Annotated in this window: 14 protein-coding genes; 6 read left to right on the top strand and 8 right to left on the bottom strand. The window is 64.6% G+C overall.

The features are described 5' to 3' along the window. Together EYF70_RS25635 and EYF70_RS25630 are read right to left on the bottom strand one after the other, a co-directional pair. On the bottom strand, positions 1–387 hold the full coding sequence (locus EYF70_RS25635) for a hypothetical protein (RefSeq protein WP_229420557.1): 387 nt from the start codon (positions 385–387) through the stop codon (positions 1–3). Positions 388–685: 298 nt separating this feature from the next. Further along, positions 686–1,753 carry a porin gene (locus EYF70_RS25630; protein ID WP_174800430.1) on the bottom strand — a complete coding sequence of 356 codons (1,068 nt, stop codon included), beginning with the start codon at positions 1,751–1,753 and terminating at the stop codon, positions 686–688. Between the two features lie 326 nt (positions 1,754–2,079). Between EYF70_RS25630 and EYF70_RS25625 the strand changes: the two genes are divergently transcribed. After that, positions 2,080–2,601, top strand: coding sequence for a hypothetical protein (locus EYF70_RS25625; protein ID WP_131149344.1), 522 nt, complete (start codon positions 2,080–2,082; stop codon positions 2,599–2,601). A gap of 92 nt (positions 2,602–2,693) precedes the next feature. Further along, positions 2,694–4,103: a GAF domain-containing sensor histidine kinase gene (locus EYF70_RS25620; RefSeq protein WP_131147907.1), complete on the top strand. Its 1,410-nt coding sequence runs from the start codon at positions 2,694–2,696 to the stop codon at positions 4,101–4,103. Between the two features lie 88 nt (positions 4,104–4,191). Here EYF70_RS25620 and EYF70_RS25615 read toward each other — a convergent pair whose 3' ends face one another. The 3 genes from EYF70_RS25615 to EYF70_RS25605 all read right to left on the bottom strand — a co-directional run bounded on the left by EYF70_RS25615 (position 4,192) and on the right by EYF70_RS25605 (position 7,796). Continuing rightward, the gene (locus EYF70_RS25615; RefSeq protein WP_131147433.1) at positions 4,192–5,205 is read right to left on the bottom strand and encodes an IS110 family RNA-guided transposase; all 1,014 of its coding nucleotides are present in this window, start codon (positions 5,203–5,205) and stop codon (positions 4,192–4,194) included. A 229-nt stretch (positions 5,206–5,434) separates the two neighbouring features. Then, on the bottom strand, positions 5,435–6,934 hold the full coding sequence (locus tag EYF70_RS25610) for a response regulator (protein ID WP_131147906.1): 1,500 nt from the start codon (positions 6,932–6,934) through the stop codon (positions 5,435–5,437). A gap of 112 nt (positions 6,935–7,046) precedes the next feature. Next, a complete protein-coding gene (locus tag EYF70_RS25605) occupies positions 7,047–7,796 on the bottom strand; it encodes a DNA-formamidopyrimidine glycosylase family protein (protein ID WP_131147905.1) in 750 nt (249 codons plus the stop codon). 602 nt (positions 7,797–8,398) lie between these two features. On the opposite strand from EYF70_RS25605, the gene EYF70_RS25600 reads away from it, so the two are divergent. Beyond that, positions 8,399–8,893, top strand: coding sequence for a DUF3016 domain-containing protein (locus EYF70_RS25600; RefSeq protein WP_131147904.1), 495 nt, complete (start codon positions 8,399–8,401; stop codon positions 8,891–8,893). Between the two features lie 124 nt (positions 8,894–9,017). Here the strand turns inward: EYF70_RS25600 and EYF70_RS25595 are convergent, their stop codons facing one another. Together EYF70_RS25595 and EYF70_RS25590 are read right to left on the bottom strand one after the other, a co-directional pair. Further along, positions 9,018–9,461, bottom strand: coding sequence for a thioesterase family protein (locus EYF70_RS25595; RefSeq protein WP_131147903.1), 444 nt, complete (start codon positions 9,459–9,461; stop codon positions 9,018–9,020). Between the two features lie 67 nt (positions 9,462–9,528). Then, positions 9,529–10,224, bottom strand: a complete 696-nt coding sequence (locus EYF70_RS25590) for a dienelactone hydrolase family protein (RefSeq protein ID WP_131147902.1) — start codon at positions 10,222–10,224, stop codon at positions 9,529–9,531. A gap of 285 nt (positions 10,225–10,509) precedes the next feature. Here EYF70_RS25590 and EYF70_RS25585 point away from each other — a divergent pair, with 285 nt between their 5' ends. After that, positions 10,510–13,311 (top strand): bifunctional diguanylate cyclase/phosphodiesterase, encoded by a 2,802-nt coding sequence (locus tag EYF70_RS25585; RefSeq protein ID WP_131147901.1) that lies wholly within the window; start codon positions 10,510–10,512, stop codon positions 13,309–13,311. Positions 13,312–13,582: 271 nt separating this feature from the next. On the opposite strand, the gene EYF70_RS25580 is transcribed toward EYF70_RS25585, so the two are convergent. Next, positions 13,583–14,596, bottom strand: a complete 1,014-nt coding sequence (locus EYF70_RS25580; protein WP_131147900.1) for an alpha/beta fold hydrolase — start codon at positions 14,594–14,596, stop codon at positions 13,583–13,585. 227 nt (positions 14,597–14,823) lie between these two features. On the opposite strand from EYF70_RS25580, the gene EYF70_RS25575 reads away from it, so the two are divergent. Together EYF70_RS25575 and EYF70_RS25570 are read left to right on the top strand one after the other, a co-directional pair. Next, complete coding sequence (locus tag EYF70_RS25575) at positions 14,824–17,046, top strand: DEAD/DEAH box helicase (protein WP_131147899.1); 2,223 nt, start codon at positions 14,824–14,826, stop codon at positions 17,044–17,046. Positions 17,047–17,232: 186 nt separating this feature from the next. Next, positions 17,233–19,047, top strand: coding sequence for a TnsB C-terminal domain-containing protein (locus tag EYF70_RS25570; RefSeq protein WP_131147898.1), 1,815 nt, complete (start codon positions 17,233–17,235; stop codon positions 19,045–19,047). The last annotated feature ends 200 nt before the right edge of the window (positions 19,048–19,247 follow it).

Below are 19,247 nucleotides of genomic sequence, written 5' to 3'. Positions count from 1 at the left end.
TCAGACGGCCGCTTCCTTCATGGCCGCCGCGCGGCGCTTGTCGCGGCGGCTGAAATACCACACCAGCCCGATGACGATCGCCAGCGGCAGCAGCAGCGGCGACAGCGCGGCGGCGATCGCCACGCCCAGCGCGGCCAGCCCGAACACCACGAGTACGCCCAGCCCGGCAAACAGCAGGCCCACCAGGATCGCCACGCAGACCACCACGATGGCGCCGATCAGCAAGCCGCCACCGGCCAGCAGCACGCCCAGCACCCAGCCGAACGGCCCGTCGAATTCCTCGCCATCGACATTGACGTGGAAGTCATGGCCCCACGGGGAATCGAAGGCATTGCACGCCGCGATGAACAGCAGCACGACGATGGTGACGGCGAGAAGTTTTTTCATGATGTGCTCCAGGGAGTGGCAGTGGCGATGAGTGGACTTTACGCGGCCATCCCTGGAGATGCGGGGTGAAAGCGACGAACGGTTGGATTTGCGGGGTGAACGGGAAAGAAGCGGGGGCCGGTTACTGACACCAGAACCGGTGACAGGCTCCGATTATTTCGAAAGCGATGTGAAACCGGTGACAGGCTCCGATTGTTTTCGAAAGCGATGCGAAACCAGTGAGAAAAACCGGTGACAGGCTCCGATTATTCTCATAATCGGAGCCTGTCACCGGTTTTCTGCTGTGCCGCCGTTCTTTCTAGAAACTGTGGCGCAGTCCGAACGAGGTGGCGGAGATGTGCGCGCCGGCCAGCGAATCGGTGAATCCCTTCACGCCGTTGATCGGGAAGTCATACGCCGCGTTGCCGTCGTTATGCAGCCGCGTGTGGTACGCGTACACCGTGGTGCGGGGCGAGAACAGGTACTCGTAGCCGGCGGTCGCATGCACGGCGCCGGTATCGGCCCCGCCGCGCACGAAACCGACTGTGCCGCCGCCATGGCCATCGCCCGCCTTGCCGATGCTGGCACGCAAGCCATGCCGCCCGGCCTGGTGGCTCAGCGATACGTACAGCGCGTTGCGGGCGAGCCGCCCGGCGGGCAGCTGGTAGGCGAGGCGCTCGGCGACGACGGCCAGCCGCGTGGTGCCGGACAGGTAGCCGATGGCGGCCTTGCTGCCCGTGTCGGCGGTGCCGGGCCCATGGTACTCATGGTGGCGTTCGTGGGCCAGCGCCAGGTACAGCGGCCCCGCGTCGTGGATCAGCGCCAGCGACAGCAGCGAAGGTTTCGCGCCGCCGGCCGGCCGCTCTTCCGGCAGGCCGTGCGTGGCCCGCAGCGTCCAGCCGCGCCAGCGGGGCGACCACCAGTGCACGCTGTTGGCCTGGCGCCGGTCGAACGAGGCCACGTCGGCGACGTTGTCGGTGGACGCCGCCGCCCCGTTGGCGAGGATGCTCATGTAGCCGGCCGTGGTCGGATAGAACGGGTCCAGGCTGGACGTGGCGCCGTTGTAGGCCGTGCTCCAGTGGCCGGCGAACACCGTGCCGAACGCGCCTTCCAGCCCGACGCGCGTATCGCGGCGGGCGATTTCCCCGGCACCGCTATCGGGCGCCAGCGTGCCCTCGATCTGGAACAATGCCTTCAGGCCGCCGCCCAGGTCTTCGCTGCCCCTGAAGCCCAGCACCGAGCGGTTGTTGACCATGCGTTCGGCGTGCACGCCCGGCGCCCGGGCCGCTTCCAGCGAAACGTTGAGGCGGCCGTAGACCTGCACCTGCTGGGCATGGGCGAACGGCGCCGCCGCGGCGCAAGCGGCAGGGAGGAGGAAGCGTGGCAAAAATTGGAGCAAGAGTCGGAGCAAGAGTCGGGGCAAGCGTCGGGGCAAGAGTCGGGGCAAGCGCGATGGCAAAGACGGTGGCGAGAAAGGGGACCAAAGCGGGGACAAAAGCGGTGGCAAAAGCGAGGACAAAAGCGCGGACAAAAGCGGGGGCAGGGAAGGCGTTCTCATGCTCGCCATTGTCCGGTTGCACCGCACAGGGTGGCATCCCCCATACGAGGCGTCGGGGAGACTCCCATTTTTCCCTCTGAAGCTGCTATAGTACTGGGTATTCATACAGTAATTTGCCGAGAGGACCCATGGAAGATCTGATCGAGGAAACGTTGATGGAACAAGCCGAACAAGCGGAACAGCAGGGGCAGCATGACGACCACGAAGAGCCCGAGGATGCGCTGATCCAGGAAGACCGCGTCTGGCAGGGCCAGGGCTGGACCGCCCGCGTCATCAAGAACGAGGACGACGACGGCTGGGCCGTGGCGATGATCAAGGATGGCGAACCGGAGCCGGCGCTGGTCGGGCCATGGACGATGGGCCGCGACAAGAAAAATCCCAAGCCCCTGGATATCTCGGCTTTCCACACGCTGGTCAAGACGGCCAACGAAGTCATCCGCCGCCACGAACAGCAGCTGCATGCGCGGCTGCACAAATCGGTGCGCGTGGTAACGGACGAAGGCGCGGCAATCACCGTCAAGATGGTCATCACGCCGGACGAGGACGAGCCCTATGCCACGCTGACCGCCGTCGACGAATATGGCGACGAACTGGCGTCGGTGCGCACGCGGCCGGACTTCCGCCTGTCCGCCACCAGCGCCACCGAGTGGATCGAAGGCGGCTACCGGAAGCCGTAACGCCAATCTGTTGCATTTTTGTAGTGGCGCTGGCCCTCGGCGTGGGCGCCTGTTATATTTCCTGACTGCATTTATTTACTACGGGAAATTCGATGGAAGATCGCCTCCGCCGTCTCGAAGCCGTCCAGGCCGTGCTGCTGGAAATCGGCCAGCTGTCCACGCGCTGCACCGACATCGTCGGGTTCCTGCGCGCCGTGCACGGTGCGCTGGGCCGCATCATGTATGCGGCCAATTTCTACGTGGCCCTGAACGACCGCGACGGCGCACCGAACGCGGTACGCTTCGTCTATTACGTCGATGAAGCCGATACGCCGCCCGATCCGGATGAAGTGACGCATCTGGCGTCGCCGGACGAGTCGCCCACCGCGTGGGTGATCCTGAACCGCCGCTGCCTCGTGATGACGGCGGACGAGCATCTCTCCCGCAAGAAGATCGCCGCCTTCGGCGTGGGCACGATCGCCGAGCACTGGATCGGCTGCCCGCTGATGGACCAGAACCAGCAGCCGCTGGGCGCCATCGTCATCCAGAGCTACGACAAGGCGCATACCTACAGCGAGGAAGACCAGGCGCTGTTCGCCCTGATCGCCAGCCAGGTTTCGTCCGCGCTGCAAGGCTTGCAAAGCATGGACCGGCTGGAGCGCGCCGTGCAGGAGCGTACGGTGCGGCTCGATTCCGCGAGAGCCGCGCTGGAGCGGCAGAACGAAGCGCTCAACAACGCGCTGACGCAGCTGCAGGATGCGCAGTCGGAACTGGTGCGGCAGGAAAAGCTGGCATCGCTGGGGCGCCTGGTCGCCGGCGTGGCGCACGAGATCAACACGCCGCTGGGCATCTGCGTGACCGCCACCTCGCACCTGGTGCAGGAACTGAAACTGACGCGGGAAGACCTGGCCGAGGGCCGGCTGGACGAAGAAGGCCTGGCCATGTTCTTCGATACCGTCGACCAGTCGCTGCGCATCATGACGACCAACACCCAGCGCGCCGCCGCGCTGGTGCGCAGCTTCAAGCAGGTGGCGGTGGACCAGTCGTCGGAAAACATTCGCCACTTCAACCTGGCGAAATACCTGGCCGAGGTGCTGCTGTCGCTGCAGCCGAAGCTGAAGGGCAATCCCGTCAAGGTGCAGGTGGACTGCCCGCCGGATATCCACCTGGACAGCTTCCCGGGCGCGGTATCGCAGATCGTCACCAACATGATCGAGAATTCGCTGGTGCACGGTTTCGAGGACGACCAGGCCGGCACCATCCGCATCAGCGGCCGCCTCGATGGCGAGCACGTGCTGCTCGACTACAGCGACGATGGCATGGGCATGGACCAGGGCCTGCTGGGCCAGCTGTTCGACCCGTTCTTCACCACCAAGCGGGGCAGCGGTGGTTCCGGGCTGGGCGCGCACATCCTGTACAACCTGGTCACCGGCCCGCTGGGCGGCACCATCAAGGTCAGCAGTGCGCCGGGCATGGGCTTGCATTACAAGCTGCGTTTTCCCAGGGATCAGCGCAAGCGCTGAAGGGGCAGTATCGAAGAGGCAGGAGTCGAAGGTCAGGTGTCTGACACCATTTCCGGCGATTCACCGGAAATGGTGTCAATGGCAGGTGTCAGATACCGTGTTGGAGCTCAAGCTGTTTGTTCAGATGGTTCGGATCAAATGGCTTGCCCGAGCGGACAACGCCGTACATTTGGTGCACGAGTTTGCGCATGACGGCAGCGATCACCGCCATCTTTGCCATGCCAGAAGATTCCAGCCGGTTGGCAAACTCACTTAGCAGTGGATTCTTCCTAATCGCGGTCATTGCTGGCATGTAGAGAGCCGCTCGCAGGTCTCGGCACCCCATTCGACTGATCGTAGTTCTGCCTCTGATCGAGCTGCCAGATTGCCTTTGGCGTGGCGTTACACCGATGTAGGCAGCCAATTCTTTGGCGCTTCCAAAGCGTCGTAGGTCACCCACACGACCGAGTACCTTGGCCGCGGTACCGCGGCCAAGGCCTGGAATGGATTCGATCAACTCGGCGTCGCGTTGCAGATCGGGGTGGCGATCGATGTGATCATCGATGTCGTTCTCGAGCTGCTTGATTTCCTTGTCTAGCCATTTCAAATGCGTCTTCGCATGAGCTGCGACCTCGCCTTGGTTAGCGAACTCGAGCGCTTCAATACGATTGGCCTGTTGCTGTCGAATGTCCTTCAACGACGCCAGGTGTTCGTTCCACGCTCTCAACTGCCGCTGCTCAGGCGACGGGGCCTGCCACAGCGCTGGCTGTATCGCTGCACAATAACGCGCAATAACAGCAGCATCGGCTTTGTCGTTTTTGTTCCGGATGATCAAACTCTGGCCAAATCCCTTGACGCTGGCCGGGTTGACCACGCTGACCTTCAGCCCCAAGTCTACTAGCGCTAGTGCGGCTGGCTCGCTGTACACTCCCGTCGACTCCATGCAAACATGGACCAAATCCAGCGTAACACCCTGATTCTTCAGCCATTTTCCTAGCTCTGCATAACCATCCCGGCTGTTCGGGAATACCTTGCTTTTGAGCTTTCCATTCACCAGCAATGCAATATCAAGCTTGCTTTTGCTGACATCAATTCCTACAACTGGCGTACCTACCTCATTCATTTGTCGACCACCCTCGTATGCAGGCTCGAAGCCTAAGATACCGTCCGGACTTAACAATGAAAAACAGGCAGAGGCGCCAATCTGACACACAGGCTCGGGGCCTCAGACACCATCGACGTCACTCTGCCTGGCCGTTTCCTTCAGCGGTAATTTTGCCAAAGAATCGACAGGGACATCATACGAGACATCGGTTTCAGGAAGGCCGCCGATTCAGGAGACCCAGCCGTCGTCAGTCCGGCAGCCGCTTCGTGATCGCCAGCGCTTCGTCCACGTTCTGGATCAACAGCTCGACGAAGCGCGGGTCCAGGTGCTTGCCGGCGACTTCGCGCAGGTAGTCGATCACGCGGTCGACCGGCCAGGCATCCTTGTACACGCGCTTGTGCATCAGCGCGTCGAACACGTCGGCCACGGCCACGATGCGGGCATACAGGTGGATGTCTTCGCCCTTCAGGCCCTGCGGGTAGCCGGTACCGTCGTATTTCTCGTGGTGCTGGTGGGCGATGACGGCGGCCGCCTTCAGGATCGGGCGCTGCGAGCCGTCGAGGATCGAGGCGCCCACGGCCGGGTGCTGCTTCATGATTTCCCACTCTTCCGGGGTGAGCTTGCCGGGTTTCAGCAGCACCGCGTCGGGCGTGGCGATCTTGCCGATATCGTGCATCGGCGCGGCATGCTTCAGCACCGCCGTTTCCTCGTGCGGCAGGCCGGCCGCCGTGGCCAGCAGGTGGCACACCTCGGCCATGCGGCGTACGTGGTTGCCGGCTTCGTTCGAGCGCGACTCGACCACGTCGCCCAGGCGCATGATCAGCTCGGCCTGGGTATCGGTGATTTCCTGGTTCAGCAGGATATTGTCGAAGGCGATCGCCACGTCGCTGCAGAAGATTTCCAGCAGCTTGGTATCGATCTCGGAAATTTCATCCACGCCTTTCAACACCAGCAGCGAAGCCTTGCCGCTGTGGTTCGGGAAGTAGCCGACATAGGTGTCGCCTTCCAGCCTGGAAATACGGTTGCGTTCGGCTGCCTGCAGCTGGGCGATCAGTTCCGGCGTCAGCAGCGTTTCCTCGCCGATCTGCGCCAGCACTTCGAAATCGCCTTCGCCGGCGATCGCGGTGGCGCCGCGCAGGCGCAGCAGCATGCTGTGCTCCAGCCGCAGGAGCGCGACCACCTGCTGCAGCAGGCCACTGGCGAAGTCCTTCAGGTTGCGCTGCTGGAAGATGTGCGTGGAAGCCGCGATCACCCGCTCGAGCCCTTCCCGGTAGTGCACCTGCTGCTGGCGTGCTTCCTCGACTTTCATGATGTCGCGGTAGGCGCGCAGCGCGGCGAACGTGGTCGTGAACAGCTTGGTGCGGTCCAGCTCGGTCTTTTCCTTGTAGTCGTTGATGTCGTAGTCGACGATCACGCGTTCTTCCGGCGCCTGGCCCGGCTGGCCGGTGCGCAGCACGATGCGGGTGAACTGGTTGTCCAGGTCGTGCCGCATCCAGCGCGCCACTTCCAGGCCGCTGTCTTCGCGTTCCATCACCACGTCCAGGAAGACCAGGGCGATGTCCGTTTCGCGGGACAGGATTTCCTTGGCTTCCTGGCCGCTGTAGGCATGCAGGAAGCTCAGGCCGCGGCCATCGAGCCGGAAACGGGCCAGTGTCAGCTTGGTGATGTCATGGATATCGGGCTCGTCGTCGACCAGCAGGATTTTCCAGGGTGGCAGCTTGGGCGATGTTGAAGACAGAAAGGACATGGAGCGCTTCATGATTGGGAACAGGAAACCGGGCATTTTCCGGGCGCGGTCATGCCGATTGTATGCGCCAGTTCCATTATTAACAACAGGAAAGAATTTTTGCGCTACGGCTTTACAACACCGGACCGTAGCGTTTCTGGCACCGTTCGCACCAGAAGGTGCGCCGTTTGGTCTTGCCCAGGTGGGCCTTGTGCAATGCAATATTGCAGCGCGGGCAAATCCGCTTGGTGTGAGCGAGCCAGTGCTGTTTCAGCACGAACGCCTTCTTCCATTCGAGGAATTCGAAGCTGTATTGCCGGGCGTGCTTCACGAGTTCCCGCAGCTTCGCGGCAGGCAGCGCGCCGACCGTCGAGGCCGGATGAATCTTCAGGCGGAACAGCACTTCATTCTTGATGATGTTGCCGACGCCGGAAAAGATCTCCTGGTCGAGCAGCGCATCGCACACCAGCGTGTCGGGCTTCGCCCGCAGTTTCTTCAGCGCGGCCGCGGGTTTCCAGGCATCCGCCATCACATCGGCCTGCCATTCGTACGCCGCGTCGAGGTCGCCCTCGAGCAGCTTGACCGCGCAAGTGTAGAAGTTCAGCTCGCCGCCTTCCTCGAAGGCCAGGCCCAGGCGTTCCGGGCTGTTCTCCTTGCGCTCGTCGATCCGGTAACTGCCGAACATCAGGAAATGGATGCGGATTGTATATAGCGGCAATTCGATCAGGAAGTGCTTGCCCCAGGTGCGCAGCGACAGGATCGGCTGGCCAGGCAATTCATCGAACGGCACGGCCTTGCTGTTGCCATGCGCCGCCGCGATCGTGCGGCCTTCGAACGGCCGCGCCAGTTCTTTGAGGATGACGAGGGAAGGGCCTTCGGGCATGCTGCGCTCCACCTTGGATTGAAGAACACAGTCTGGCCCGGCCGCCACGCAGCGGCCGTTAGCACACGCACAAAAAGCCGCCGAAAAAACCGGTGACAGGCTCCAATTCTTTTGCAATGTTTCCGGAAAAACGGTGACAGTCACCATTTCTTTTGCAACATTTCCGGAAAAACGGTGACAGTCACCATTTCTTTTGCAATGTTTCCGGAAAATTGGTGACTGTCACCGTTTTTCTGTCACCGGCTTTGCAACATTTCCGGAAACCGGGGTCAGACCCCGAATCTGTGAAACATTTCCGGAAACCGGGGTCAGACCCCGAATCTGGGCAACAAAAATCCTGGCAACAAAAAAAAACCGCACCCGGCGTGAGCGGGGTGCGGCGAAGGATAGCGCCGTGAGCACGACGCATCAGGACTCCGTTTTGCGGGCTTGCCGCCCGCGGGCCTCTGTCTAGAGACATTTCCGGACGGCCACCGTCCGGCAAGATGGGAGCATGGTAGTTGCGATCTGTTACATCATCGTGACAGCGGAAATGATCCTTTCACGTGTTCGGCGTATATTCAAAGGCTGATCACAGGACAAAACCGAGGAAAGGAAACATCATGCGACTGCAACCACGCTCCTGGCTGGCCGCGGCGCTGCTGGCGGCGACAGGTGCCGCAAGCGCCGGCGTCACCGTCGACTACGTCAAGCCGGATGAATTCATCGACATGCCCCACTCGCTGCACGACCGCGACCGGGTGCTGAAGGAAGTGACGCGGCATTTCAATGACCTGGCCAAGGACTTGCCGGCCGGGCAAAACCTGAAAGTGACCGTGACCGACATCGACCTGGCGGGCCGCGAAGAGCCGCGCCGCTGGGCGACCAACGATATCCGCATCATGCGCGGCGGCGCCGACTGGCCCACCATGAAGCTCAGCTATACGCTGGAGCAGGATGGCCAGGTCCTGCGCAGCGGCGAGGACACATTGAAGAACATGATGTACCAGCAGCGTATCAACCGGTACACGTCGGGTGATCCGCTGCGCTATGAAAAGCAGATGGTGGACGACTGGTTCCAGAAGACGATCCTGGGCAGCCAGGTGAGCCGGAAGTAAGCGCCTGAACGCGGCGTGAAGAAAAGGAACTGGTGAGCTGAAGCGGAAGAGGCTGATACCTCCTCTCCCGCACGCAGCTCCCGCCGGGCAGCCGATGCAGCCGCCCGGCCAGCCGGTCACACCCTCAATCGACCCAGTTCACCCGCGGGAATTTCGCGCGGAAATCATCCGGCATCGGCACCACTTCCTTCAACCGGTAGTTGAAGAACACAAAGCCGTACTTGGCCATCGCCACCAGCGTGCCATCGGCCGGGCGGGTGATGCGGAAGATGATGTCGCCGCCGTACTTGTTGAAGTCCATCACGCCCACTTCGAACAGCAGCTGGTCGCGCGCATGGGCTTCGGCGCGGTAGGTGGTGGCCAGGTCGGTCACGATGATCCCGCTGCCGTCGCTTTCCGTCTCACGCACCCCGTACTCGTAGAGGAACCGGGCGCGCGCCTCGGAAATCATCGAGATCATCGAGTCGTTGGACAGGTGGTTGCCGTGGTTGATATCGGTGACGCGTACCGACATCTGTGTTGAAAAAACGAACTGGTCTTCGGGGAATGCGAGCTTGAGTCTGGCCATGGCTGGAGCGGCGCCCGCGCGGGGCGCCGGGGATTAAAAATCCATTGTAGCGCGCCCGTGCGCGGGCTTACAGGTTCTCGGAAAGGAACAGCAGCGTGTTGCCGCGTGCCTCGACGGACGAGCGCTGGTGGTAGCTGCCCCGGTGCGAGCAGTTGAAACCGTGTTCCGCTTCCGGGTAGACATGGATTTCCACGTTGTCGCGGTCGCCGAACCGTTCGGCGATGCTTTTCACGGCATCGGCGGGAATATGGCTGTCCTTGCCGCCGAAGTGCATCAGGAGCGGCACCGTCACGCTGCCGGCCTTGTCCAGCTGATTCTGGATGCCGCCGCCGTAGTAGGCCACCGCCGCATCGACATTGCCGGCGGCCGCGGTCAGGTAGGACAGCAAGCCACCGAAGCAATAGCCGATCGATGCGATTTTCTCGCCGCCGACGATGCCCCGCAGCGCGCGGATCGTAGCGGCCACATCGGCCACTGCCTGTTGCGTGTCCGTCGCGCCTTTCAATGCCACGGCTTTCTTCCAGTCCGTTTCGTCGTACGTGAGTTCGATGTGGGGGCCCTGGCGCCAGAACAGGTCCGGGGCCAGCACGACGTAGCCATCCGCCGCGTACTGCTCGGCCACGCTGCGGATATGCGCATTGACGCCGAAGATTTCCTGGATCAGCACGATGCCCGGACCCTTGCCGCCGCGCGGCAACGCCTGGTAAGCCTGGAACGTGCCGTCGTCACCCTGTATGTCGATCCATCTCGTATCGCTGTCCAATATCTTCTCCTGGGTAAGGTTCAACTGCTGCGAACGGCCAGCCGCGGCCGGCTGCGTATCATAGGTTAGTCATTCGGCCAGTTATATTCGGCTAGTTACATACAGCTGATAAGTATAAGCCGGCAACATTTTGCCTGGCGCGCTACAGCAGGGCGGGGACTTGGCTTGCAACCATGCTACCCTGACGACCCGTCCAACCTGATTTGCGAGGTGGCCCGAATTCGTGACAGGACTGTTCTTGCGCGGGCCAAGAATGCACGGCAACATGCGCCAGCACTGCTGGCGTTGCTGTGTGGACTCGGCCTGACGGCCCTGCTGTTTGCCGGCATTTGCCGCCTGGAGCAGGACCGCATCGTGCTCACGTTCACGCAACGCGCGCACGTGAGGGTGTTCGCCTTGTCTGAAGGCATCAACAACGTTATCGACAGCCTGCGCAGCGTCAACCAGCTGTATGTCAGCCAGCCATCCGTTTCCCGCGAGGAATTCCGCCGCTTTGTCGAACCGCTGACGGTGCGCTATCCGTTCGTGGTGGGGATCAGCTACCTGCGTTTCGTCGACGATGCCGACCGTCCCGCCATGGAAGCGGCGTTGCGCCAGGTGCTGCCCGGCGCCCGGATCACGGAATTGCACGGCAATATGCTGATGCCGGCCGCGCGGCGGCCCCGCTACCGGGTCATCGAATACGTGGAGCCGTTCGCCGCCAATGCGGCCACGCTGGGCCTGGACACGATGTTTTCCGGGGACGAGGCCAACCGCCAGCGCGCCTACGACACCGGCCAGCCGGCGGGCAGCAGCCTGACGCCGCTGGCGCAGTTGCCGGAAACGCTGTCCGGCATGGTGGTGTCGATGCCCGTGTACCGCTTCGGCGCACCGCTGGGCAGCGTGGCCGAGCGGCGTGCCGCGCTGGTGGGGGAAACCTCGGTCGCCATCGATCCCGGCGCCATGGTGGAGCACGTGCTGCAGCCTTCCGGCTTGCCGCACACGCCGCAGGCGCGCGGCAAGCGGCTGCAGCGCGTCGGACTGCACGTGTATGCCGACGTGCCCGACATTCCCAGGAACCTGGTCTACTACACGCCGCCGCCGGAACTCGACCAGCGCGCCGTGCCGCCGCCCCTGTCATGGCTGTATCCGCGCCCGCCCGCGCCGCTGAAGGTCTCGATCGACGTGGCCGGCCGGCCCTGGCACGTGGTGGCCGAGATGGATGACGCGGTGGGGCTGTCCGACCATCTCGCTTCGCTGTCGGCGCTGGTGCTGGGCCTGGTGATGACGCTGCTGGGCGCGGCCTGGGTGCGCACGCTGGCCACGCGCAACCGCACGATCCGGGACCAGGTGGAAGAGCGCACCGCCCAGCTGGCCGAAGCCAACCGCTCGCTGCTGCTGCGCGACCGGGCCATCGAATCGTCGACCAACACGATCATGATCGTGGAAGCGGGGCCCGGCAATCCGATCGTTTACGTGAACCCCGCGTTCGAGCATCAGACCGGCTACACCCGCGACGAAGTGCTGGGCAAGAGCCCGCGCCTGCTGTACCGCGACGACGTGGGCCAGGCCGGCGCGCAGACGATCCGCGCCGCCGTCCGCGAACAGCGCGACGGCCACGCGGTACTGCGCAATTACCGCAAGGATGGCACGCTGTTCTGGGTCGAGACCTATGTGTCGCCGGTGCGGGACGAGCGCGGCGTGGTGACCCATTTCGTGTCGGTCCACTACGACATCACGGCGATGAAGGCCTATGAAACGGAGCTGCACCACCAGTCCACGCACGATGCGCTGACCGGCTTGCCGAACCGGCAGCTGCTGCACGAACGCCTGCACGAAGCGATCAGCCGGTCGATGCAGGATGGCCATGGCCTGTGGGTCGTGTCGCTGGACCTGGACCGCTTCAAGTTCACCAACAGCCGCGTGGGCCACCGGGGCGGCGACCGCCTGCTGCAGATCGTGGCGGACCGGTTGCAGGAAGCGTTGCCGCCGGGCGGCGCGCTGGCGCGGCTGGGCGGCGACGAATTCGCGCTGACGCTGCTGCCCGACCCGGGCGCGCGCCAGCCCCGCCCCGAACAGGTGCAGCGGCTGCTGGCCGCGCTGGCCGCGCCGCTGGTACTGGACGACAAGGAGCAGTTCATATCCGGCAGCGCCGGCGTGGCCGTGTGCCCGGACGATGGCACCGACGCCGCCGTGCTGATGGAACGCGCCGACATCGCCATGTTCCGCGCCAAGGAAATGGGCGGCAACAATTACCAGTTCTATACCAGCGCGATGCGCGAACGGCTGGGCGAACGGGTGCAGATGGAAACGGCGATGCGCCGCGCCCTCGATCGCCGCGAATTCGTGCTGTATTACCAGCCGCAGGTGGATATCGCCAGCGGTCGCATCGTGGCCATGGAAGCGCTGGTGCGCTGGCAGCACCCGGAAATGGGCATGGTGGCGCCGGCCCGCTTCATCCCGCTGGCCGAGGAAACCGGCATGATCCTGCCACTGGGCGCATGGGTGCTGGAAAGCGCCTGCCGGCAGCTGGTCGAATGGCAGCGCGAAGGGCGCGACTACCTGCGGGTGGCCGTCAACGTGTCGGCGCGGCAGATGGCGGAGCAGGATTTCGTGCAGAGCGTGGCGCGCGTGCTCGATGAAACAGGTCTCGATCCCGCCTCGCTGGAACTGGAACTGACGGAAAGCGCCGTGATGAACGACGTGGAACACGCGATCGAGGTGATGAGCGATTTGAAGGCGCTGGGCGTGAAGCTGGCCATCGACGATTTCGGCACCGGCTATTCCAGCCTGGCCCACCTGAAGCGTTTCGCGGTGGACGTGCTGAAGATCGACCAGGCCTTCGTGCGCGACCTGACGATCGACCCGGACGACGCGGCGATCGTCACCACCATCATCGCGCTGGCGGCGAACCTGAACCTGCAGGTGATTTCGGAAGGGGTGGAAACGCTGGACCAGCTGTCGTTCCTGCGCGAGCACGGCTGCTCGCAGATGCAGGGCTACTACTTCAGCAGGCCGGTACCGGCCACCGCCATCGCCACCGTGCTGGAAGAGAACGAGGCGCAGGTGGTGGCCGGCAATGGCGCGCCGCTGGGGGTGGGTACGTGATGGTCAAGGAGCGCGTGCATGGCCGGTTGCTGCAACCGGCAGCTGTTGGCAGCCTACCCCAAGTGCAAATTCCGGGGTCAGGAAGGAATGCCGGCATGCATGCCGGCATCGTTCCGCAGGCGCGAAGCATGCTTCGCGAAACCCCTGCTACACCCCGGCGGGTCTGACCCCAGCCCTTCGCTGTTGGGGTGAATGCATGCGCTTTCGATGTGTAGGCTAAGATTAACTTAGCGACATCGGGGGCGCCCCTGCTTTTCGGGCAACTTCTCGTTTACTGCCCCAGCGCCCCCAGCAGCGCCTTGTGGAACCCGGCCGGATCCTCGATCTGCGGCGCATGCCCCATGCCCGGGAATTCGATCAGCTTCGCATTCGGGATGCGCTTGACGGTTTCCTTGCCCAGCACTTTATAGTTGCCGATCTTCGCCTTCACTTCCGGCGGCGCGATGTCGCTGCCGATCGCGGTGGTGTCGCCGTCGCCGTTCATCAGGATGACGGGCACCTTCAGTTGCGGGAACTCGTGCACCACCGGCTGGGTGTAGATCATGTCGTAGATCAGCGCCGAGTTCCACGCCACCAGGCGCTGGCCGGAGCCGGCATTCAGCCCGGCCAGCATGTCCACCCACTTTTCATATTCGGGCTTCCAGCGGCCCATGTAATAGGTGTTCTTCTCGTAGGTGCGCACACCCTCGGCGGTCAGCTTCAGTTCGCGCTCGAACCACTGGTCCACCGTGCGGTACGGCACGCCGAGCTGCTTCCAGTCCTCCAGGCCGATCGGATTCACCATGACCAGGTGCGACACGTTTTGCGGGTACATCAGCGCGAAGCGGGTGGCCAGCATGCCGCCGGTCGAGTGGCCCACCAGCACCACCTTGTCGACATTGGCCTTCTTCAGCAGCTCCATCGTGTTGGCGGCCAGCTGCTGGAAACTGTACTGGTAGTGGGGCGGCTTGGTGGAGGCGCAGAAGCCCACCTGGTCCGGCACCACGACGCGGTAGCCGGCCTGCGACAGCGCGGCGATGGTGCTTTCCCAGGTGGCGCCGCAGAAGTTCTTGCCATGCATGAGCACCGCCGTGCGGCCGTTCGCCTTGCCGGACGGCTTCACGTCCATGTAGGCCATCTGCATCGTCTGGCCCTGGGAATTGAAGCGGAAGTGCTGCACCGGGTAAGGATAGCGGAAGCCCTGCAGTTCGGGGCCGTAGGCGGCGCCCGCGGCGCTGGCGGTACCGGATGCGATGCCGGCGCCAAGTGCCAGCGCCAGGAGGATCGAAGTCGACAGTTTGGGCATGGGTGATTTCCTGCGAAAGGTCTGCGAAAGGTCTGCAAAATAAAGATTGCTCGGAGCCTTGCCCCGTACCTCGGCAGGGGCCGGCAACCGGCCAATATAGCGGAAAAACGGCTGAGCTGACGCCGGCCCGCCGCCTGTCGTGAGACGCCCACTGCGCGGACAGGGTAAACTACGCCCTTTCCTGTCGCATTGGGCGATTCGAACAATAACTTATCGCGAGTGCCGCAATGACTGCCACACCCCTTCTGTTTTCCGATCTGAACCTGTCCGCTCCGCTGCTCAAAGTCTTGAGCGACGTAGGCTATGAGGCGCCTTCGCCGATCCAGGCGCAGACGATTCCCCACCTGATGGCCAACCGCGACGTGCTCGGCACGGCGCAAACCGGCACCGGCAAGACCGCCGCGTTCGCGCTGCCGATCCTGTCGCGGCTCGACATCCGCCAGAACACGCCGCAGGCCCTGGTGCTGGCACCGACCCGCGAACTGGCGATCCAGGTGGCCGAAGCATTCCAGCGCTATGCCGCCAACATCCCGAATTTCCACGTGCTGCCGATCTACGGCGGGCAAAGCTACGGTCCGCAGCTGTCCGCGCTGCGCCGCGGCGTGCACGTCGTCGTCGGCACGCCGGGGCGCGTGATCGATCACCTGGATAAAGGCTCGCTGGACCTGTCGAAGCTGAAAACGCTGGTGCTCGACGAGGCCGACGAGATGCTGCGCATGGGCTTCATCGACGACGTCGAGCGCATCCTGAAGGAAACGCCGGGGTCGCGCCAGACCGCGCTGTTCTCGGCCACGATGCCTTCGCCGATCCGCCGCATCGCCAACACCTACCTGCGCGACCCGGCCGAAATCACGGTGGCCGCGAAGACCACCACCTCCGAGAACATCACCCAGCGCTACTGGCTGGTGTCCGGCATGCACAAGCTCGACGCGCTGACCCGCATCCTGGAAGCGGAGCCGTTCGACGGCATGATCATCTTCAACCGTACCAAGCTGGGCACCGAAGAACTGGCCGAGCGCCTGTGCGCCCGCGGCTTCTCGGCCGCCGCCATCAATGGCGACATGCAGCAGGCCGCGCGCGAGCGCACCATCGGCCAGCTCAAGGAAGGCAAGATCGACATCCTGGTGGCCACCGACGTGGCCGCGCGCGGGCTGGACGTGGAGCGTATCAGCCACGTCGTCAACTACGACGTGCCGTACGACGCCGAAAGCTACACCCACCGGATCGGCCGTACCGGCCGCGCCGGCCGCAGCGGCGAGGCGATCCTGTTCATCACGCCGCGCGAGCGCAACCTGCTGAAGACCATCGAACGCGCCACGCGCCAGCCGATCAAGCAGATGGAGCTGCCCACGCTGCAGGCCGTAAACGACGTGCGCATCGCGCGCTTCAAGGACCAGATCACGGAAACGCTGGCCGCCGGCGGCCTGGAGCAGTTCCAGTCGCTGGTCGAGGAATACGAGCGCGAGCACGACGTGCCGGCCAGTGAAATCGCCGCCGCGCTGGCGATGATGGCGCGCGGGAATGCGCCGCTGCTGCTCGACAAGAAGGCCGAGAAGGGCTGGCACGAGGATGGCCGTCCGGCCGCTCCGCAGCGCGAGGAGCGCAGCCCACGCGGCGACCGCGGCGACCGCTTCGAGCGGCCCGAACGTGGCGAGCGCCCGGCGTATCCGAAGAAGGAGCGCATCGCCCGCGAGCCGGAGCCGGGCATGGCCACGTACCGCATCGAAGTGGGCTACGAGGATGGCGTCAAGCCGGGCAACATCGTGGGCGCGATCGCCAACGAAGGCGGCGTCGACTCCAAGTTCATCGGCCGCATCGAGATCTTCGAGGATTACACGGTGCTCGACATGCCCGCCGACCTGGCACCGGACGTGCTGGATACCCTGACCCAGGTGCGCGTGGCGGGCCGGCCGATGCGCATCCGCCGCGATGGCGAGCCTGCCGCGGCACCGGCCCAGGCTGCCGCCCCGGCAGCGAAACCCGCGCCCAAAGCGAAAGCGGAGCGCGAGGAGCGGCCGGCGGCACCGAAGGCCCCGCGCGAGGAACGGGCTGCCGCACCGAAAGGCCTGGATGCGGTGGTGGCCGATGCCGTCAGCGAGGACGAAGCCCCGAAGAAAAAGAAACGCGAGCGGGCGCAGGACGGCCTGGCCATGCGCGCCTACCGGATCGAGGTCGGCACGAAACATGAAGCCACGCCGTCGAACATCGTCGGCGCGATCGCCAATGAAAGCGGGCTGGAAGCGCGCTACATCGGCCGCATCGAGATCTTCGAAGACCACACCGTGCTGGAAATGCCGGACGGGATGCCGGACGAGATCTTCAAGCACCTGGGCAAGGTCTGGGTCGGCGGCCAGCAGCTGAAGATCAGCAAGGCCGATGCGATGCCGCCGCTGTCCGGCAAGCACACCCCGCCGAAAAAGCCGGCCGCCAAGCCAAAAGCGAAGCGCTGAGCCACCGCTTCGGTGCCGCGGCGTGCCCTGTGCACGGCCGCGGTGCCCTGGTTGCACCACAATAAGGCCCGCCGCGGCCGCCGGCAGGCATTTCAGCCCTGAAATGCCTGTGGGCCACCCTCAGGAAGGGCTGGCCCGGTAATTGCATATACATCTGTATTTACTTCTCTTCAGCGGGGAGGACGGATGTTGTTGCATACCTTACTGCGAAACGATTTACTCCAATACGGCACGCCGCGGCGGCGCACGGTCCGCGTCTTGTGGATCGACCCGGCGCGCACGCTGGCCTGGCTGTTCGACATGGACGGCAAAGGCTGCGACGTGGAGCCGGCACGGCTGGCCGACCTGGAAGCCGACCTGGCCGCCGGCCGCGCCCGGCGCCTGGCAGACGACCCATGGCTGGTGGTGGCCGACCAGGAAACCACCAAGCCCAGTCACATCGCACTGCGCGAGCGGGCCTGGACCATCGTCGCGGCACTGACCGCCGACGAACCGGGCATCTACGAATCGCGCCGGCGCGGCCAGATGATCGCCGAGTACACAGCGCGCCATGGCGTGTCGCACCCCACGATCTACCGCTACCTGCGCCGCTACTGGCAGCGCGGGCAGACGCCGAATGCGCTGCTGCCGGATTACTCGAACAGCGGCGCGCGCGGCAAGACACGCTCCTCCACCGCCGGCATCAAGCGCGGGCGCCCGCGCCGCGAAGGCGCGCCGCAGGGCATCAATGTCGACGAGCCGATGCGCCGGGTCTTCCGCGTGGCCGCGGCCACGTACACGGGCCTGCGCTTTTCGCGGCGCGGTGCCTACGAGGCCATGCTGCGCGAGTTCTTCTGCGAACGCCGCGTGATGCCCGAGACGCTGCAGGTGGTGCGGGGTGCCGGCAGCGACGAGGTGCCCAGCTTCGGGCAGTTCAGCTACTGGCTCGACCAGGGCCGTATCCTGCGGCCCGCGCCGCGCCCGCTGCCGCTGGCACCGCATGCGCAGGTGGAAGCCGAAGGGCGGCCCGGTGCCGCCTTCCAGGTTGCCGCCGTGCGGGCCGACGTGCAGCTGCTGGGTGGTGGCGAACGCCGCCGGCTGGCTGGCCGGCCCGTCATCTATCTGGTCAGCGACATGTTCTCCGGCATGGTCACGGGGTTCCACGTCAGCCTGGAAGCGCCGGCATGGCGCCATGCGCTGATGGCGCTGGCCAACTGCGCAGCCGACAAGCCGCGCCAGGCATTGCGCCATGGCCGCGTGATCGCCACGCAGGACTGGCCATGCCGCCACCTGCCGGAGCGGCTGCTGGTGCCCGGTGCGCTGGCCGGCGGCGACGGCGGCCGCGCGCTGCAGGACAATTTCGGCGTGCGCTGCGTAACCGGGATTCCGGCCGAGGTGCCGGCGCGGGCCGCGCTGGAGCGCCGCTTCGCGCTGTTGCGTGCGGACGCGCCGGCCATGGCGCCCGCGCTGTCTTCCGAACTGGGCCCGCTGGACGGCGCACTCGACCTCCAGCAATTCCGCCGCCTCGTGATCGACGCCATCCTGGAACACAACCTGCAAGGAATAGGTAACGGCAGCGGCAATGGCGTGGGCCCGGCACCGCTGCAGCTGTGGGACTGGGGCGTGCGCGAACGGGGCGCCGCGCTGAAGCAGTATGCGGAAGACCTGGTGCACTGCGCGCTGCTGCCGCTGCACGATGCGCTGGTGACGGAGGAGGGCATCAGCCTGGGTGGCCAGCTGTACACCTGCGCCAAGGCGGTGGAAGAACGCTGGTTCGAGCGGGCGCGCCAGCGCGGCCGCTGGGTCGTGCGCGTGGCGCATGACGAACATGGCGAATCTCCGGGCGACGGCGTCTACCTGCCCGACCCGGCCGCGCCGATGCGCTTCCATCCCTGCCAGCCGGTGCAGCGCGGCATCGCGGCGGCCCAACCGTTCACCCGCCCGGAAACCCCGCTCCGGCGCGCGCCGGCCGCCGGGCAGCATCCCAGCTTCGAGCGCATCGTCGCCGGTTTCGTCGGCTGATTTCCTTCACCCTCGTTGTATTTTCAGCGCGCCGCCCGGCGCGCTTTTTTTTCGTGCGCCGCACTGGTGCACTGCGCAATGCCGCAGCGACTTTGATGCCGCACCCTGCGCCAAACAATGTCTGGACGCTGGCAGGGCTGCGATTGCTTGCTGCCACCGATGGCGGTCGCCGATGCGTGCGCGCGCCGGCCTCCACGCGC

The organism is Pseudoduganella albidiflava (genome assembly GCF_004322755.1).
In the GTDB taxonomy this organism is placed as follows: domain Bacteria; phylum Pseudomonadota; class Gammaproteobacteria; order Burkholderiales; family Burkholderiaceae_D; genus Rugamonas; species Rugamonas albidiflava.
Note: the sequence above shows the minus strand (reverse complement) of the source record. Positions and strands in the feature narration are given on the sequence as shown.

Excerpts from the sequence above, each read along its gene's own strand:
- EYF70_RS25595 (WP_131147903.1), bottom strand. The coding sequence starts at position 9,461 with ATGGCCAGACTCAAGCTCGCATTCCCCGAAGACCAGTTCGTTTTTTCA.
- EYF70_RS25570 (WP_131147898.1), top strand. The coding sequence starts at position 17,233 with ATGTTGTTGCATACCTTACTGCGAAACGATTTACTCCAATACGGCACG.
- EYF70_RS25600 (WP_131147904.1), top strand. The coding sequence starts at position 8,399 with ATGCGACTGCAACCACGCTCCTGGCTGGCCGCGGCGCTGCTGGCGGCG.
- EYF70_RS25625 (WP_131149344.1), top strand. The coding sequence starts at position 2,080 with ATGGAACAAGCCGAACAAGCGGAACAGCAGGGGCAGCATGACGACCAC.
- EYF70_RS25605 (WP_131147905.1), bottom strand. The coding sequence starts at position 7,796 with ATGCCCGAAGGCCCTTCCCTCGTCATCCTCAAAGAACTGGCGCGGCCG.
- EYF70_RS25615 (WP_131147433.1), bottom strand. The coding sequence starts at position 5,205 with ATGAATGAGGTAGGTACGCCAGTTGTAGGAATTGATGTCAGCAAAAGC.
- EYF70_RS25575 (WP_131147899.1), top strand. The coding sequence starts at position 14,824 with ATGACTGCCACACCCCTTCTGTTTTCCGATCTGAACCTGTCCGCTCCG.
- EYF70_RS25580 (WP_131147900.1), bottom strand. The coding sequence starts at position 14,596 with ATGCCCAAACTGTCGACTTCGATCCTCCTGGCGCTGGCACTTGGCGCC.
- EYF70_RS25635 (WP_229420557.1), bottom strand. The coding sequence starts at position 387 with ATGAAAAAACTTCTCGCCGTCACCATCGTCGTGCTGCTGTTCATCGCG.
- EYF70_RS25620 (WP_131147907.1), top strand. The coding sequence starts at position 2,694 with ATGGAAGATCGCCTCCGCCGTCTCGAAGCCGTCCAGGCCGTGCTGCTG.
- EYF70_RS25610 (WP_131147906.1), bottom strand. The coding sequence starts at position 6,934 with ATGTCCTTTCTGTCTTCAACATCGCCCAAGCTGCCACCCTGGAAAATC.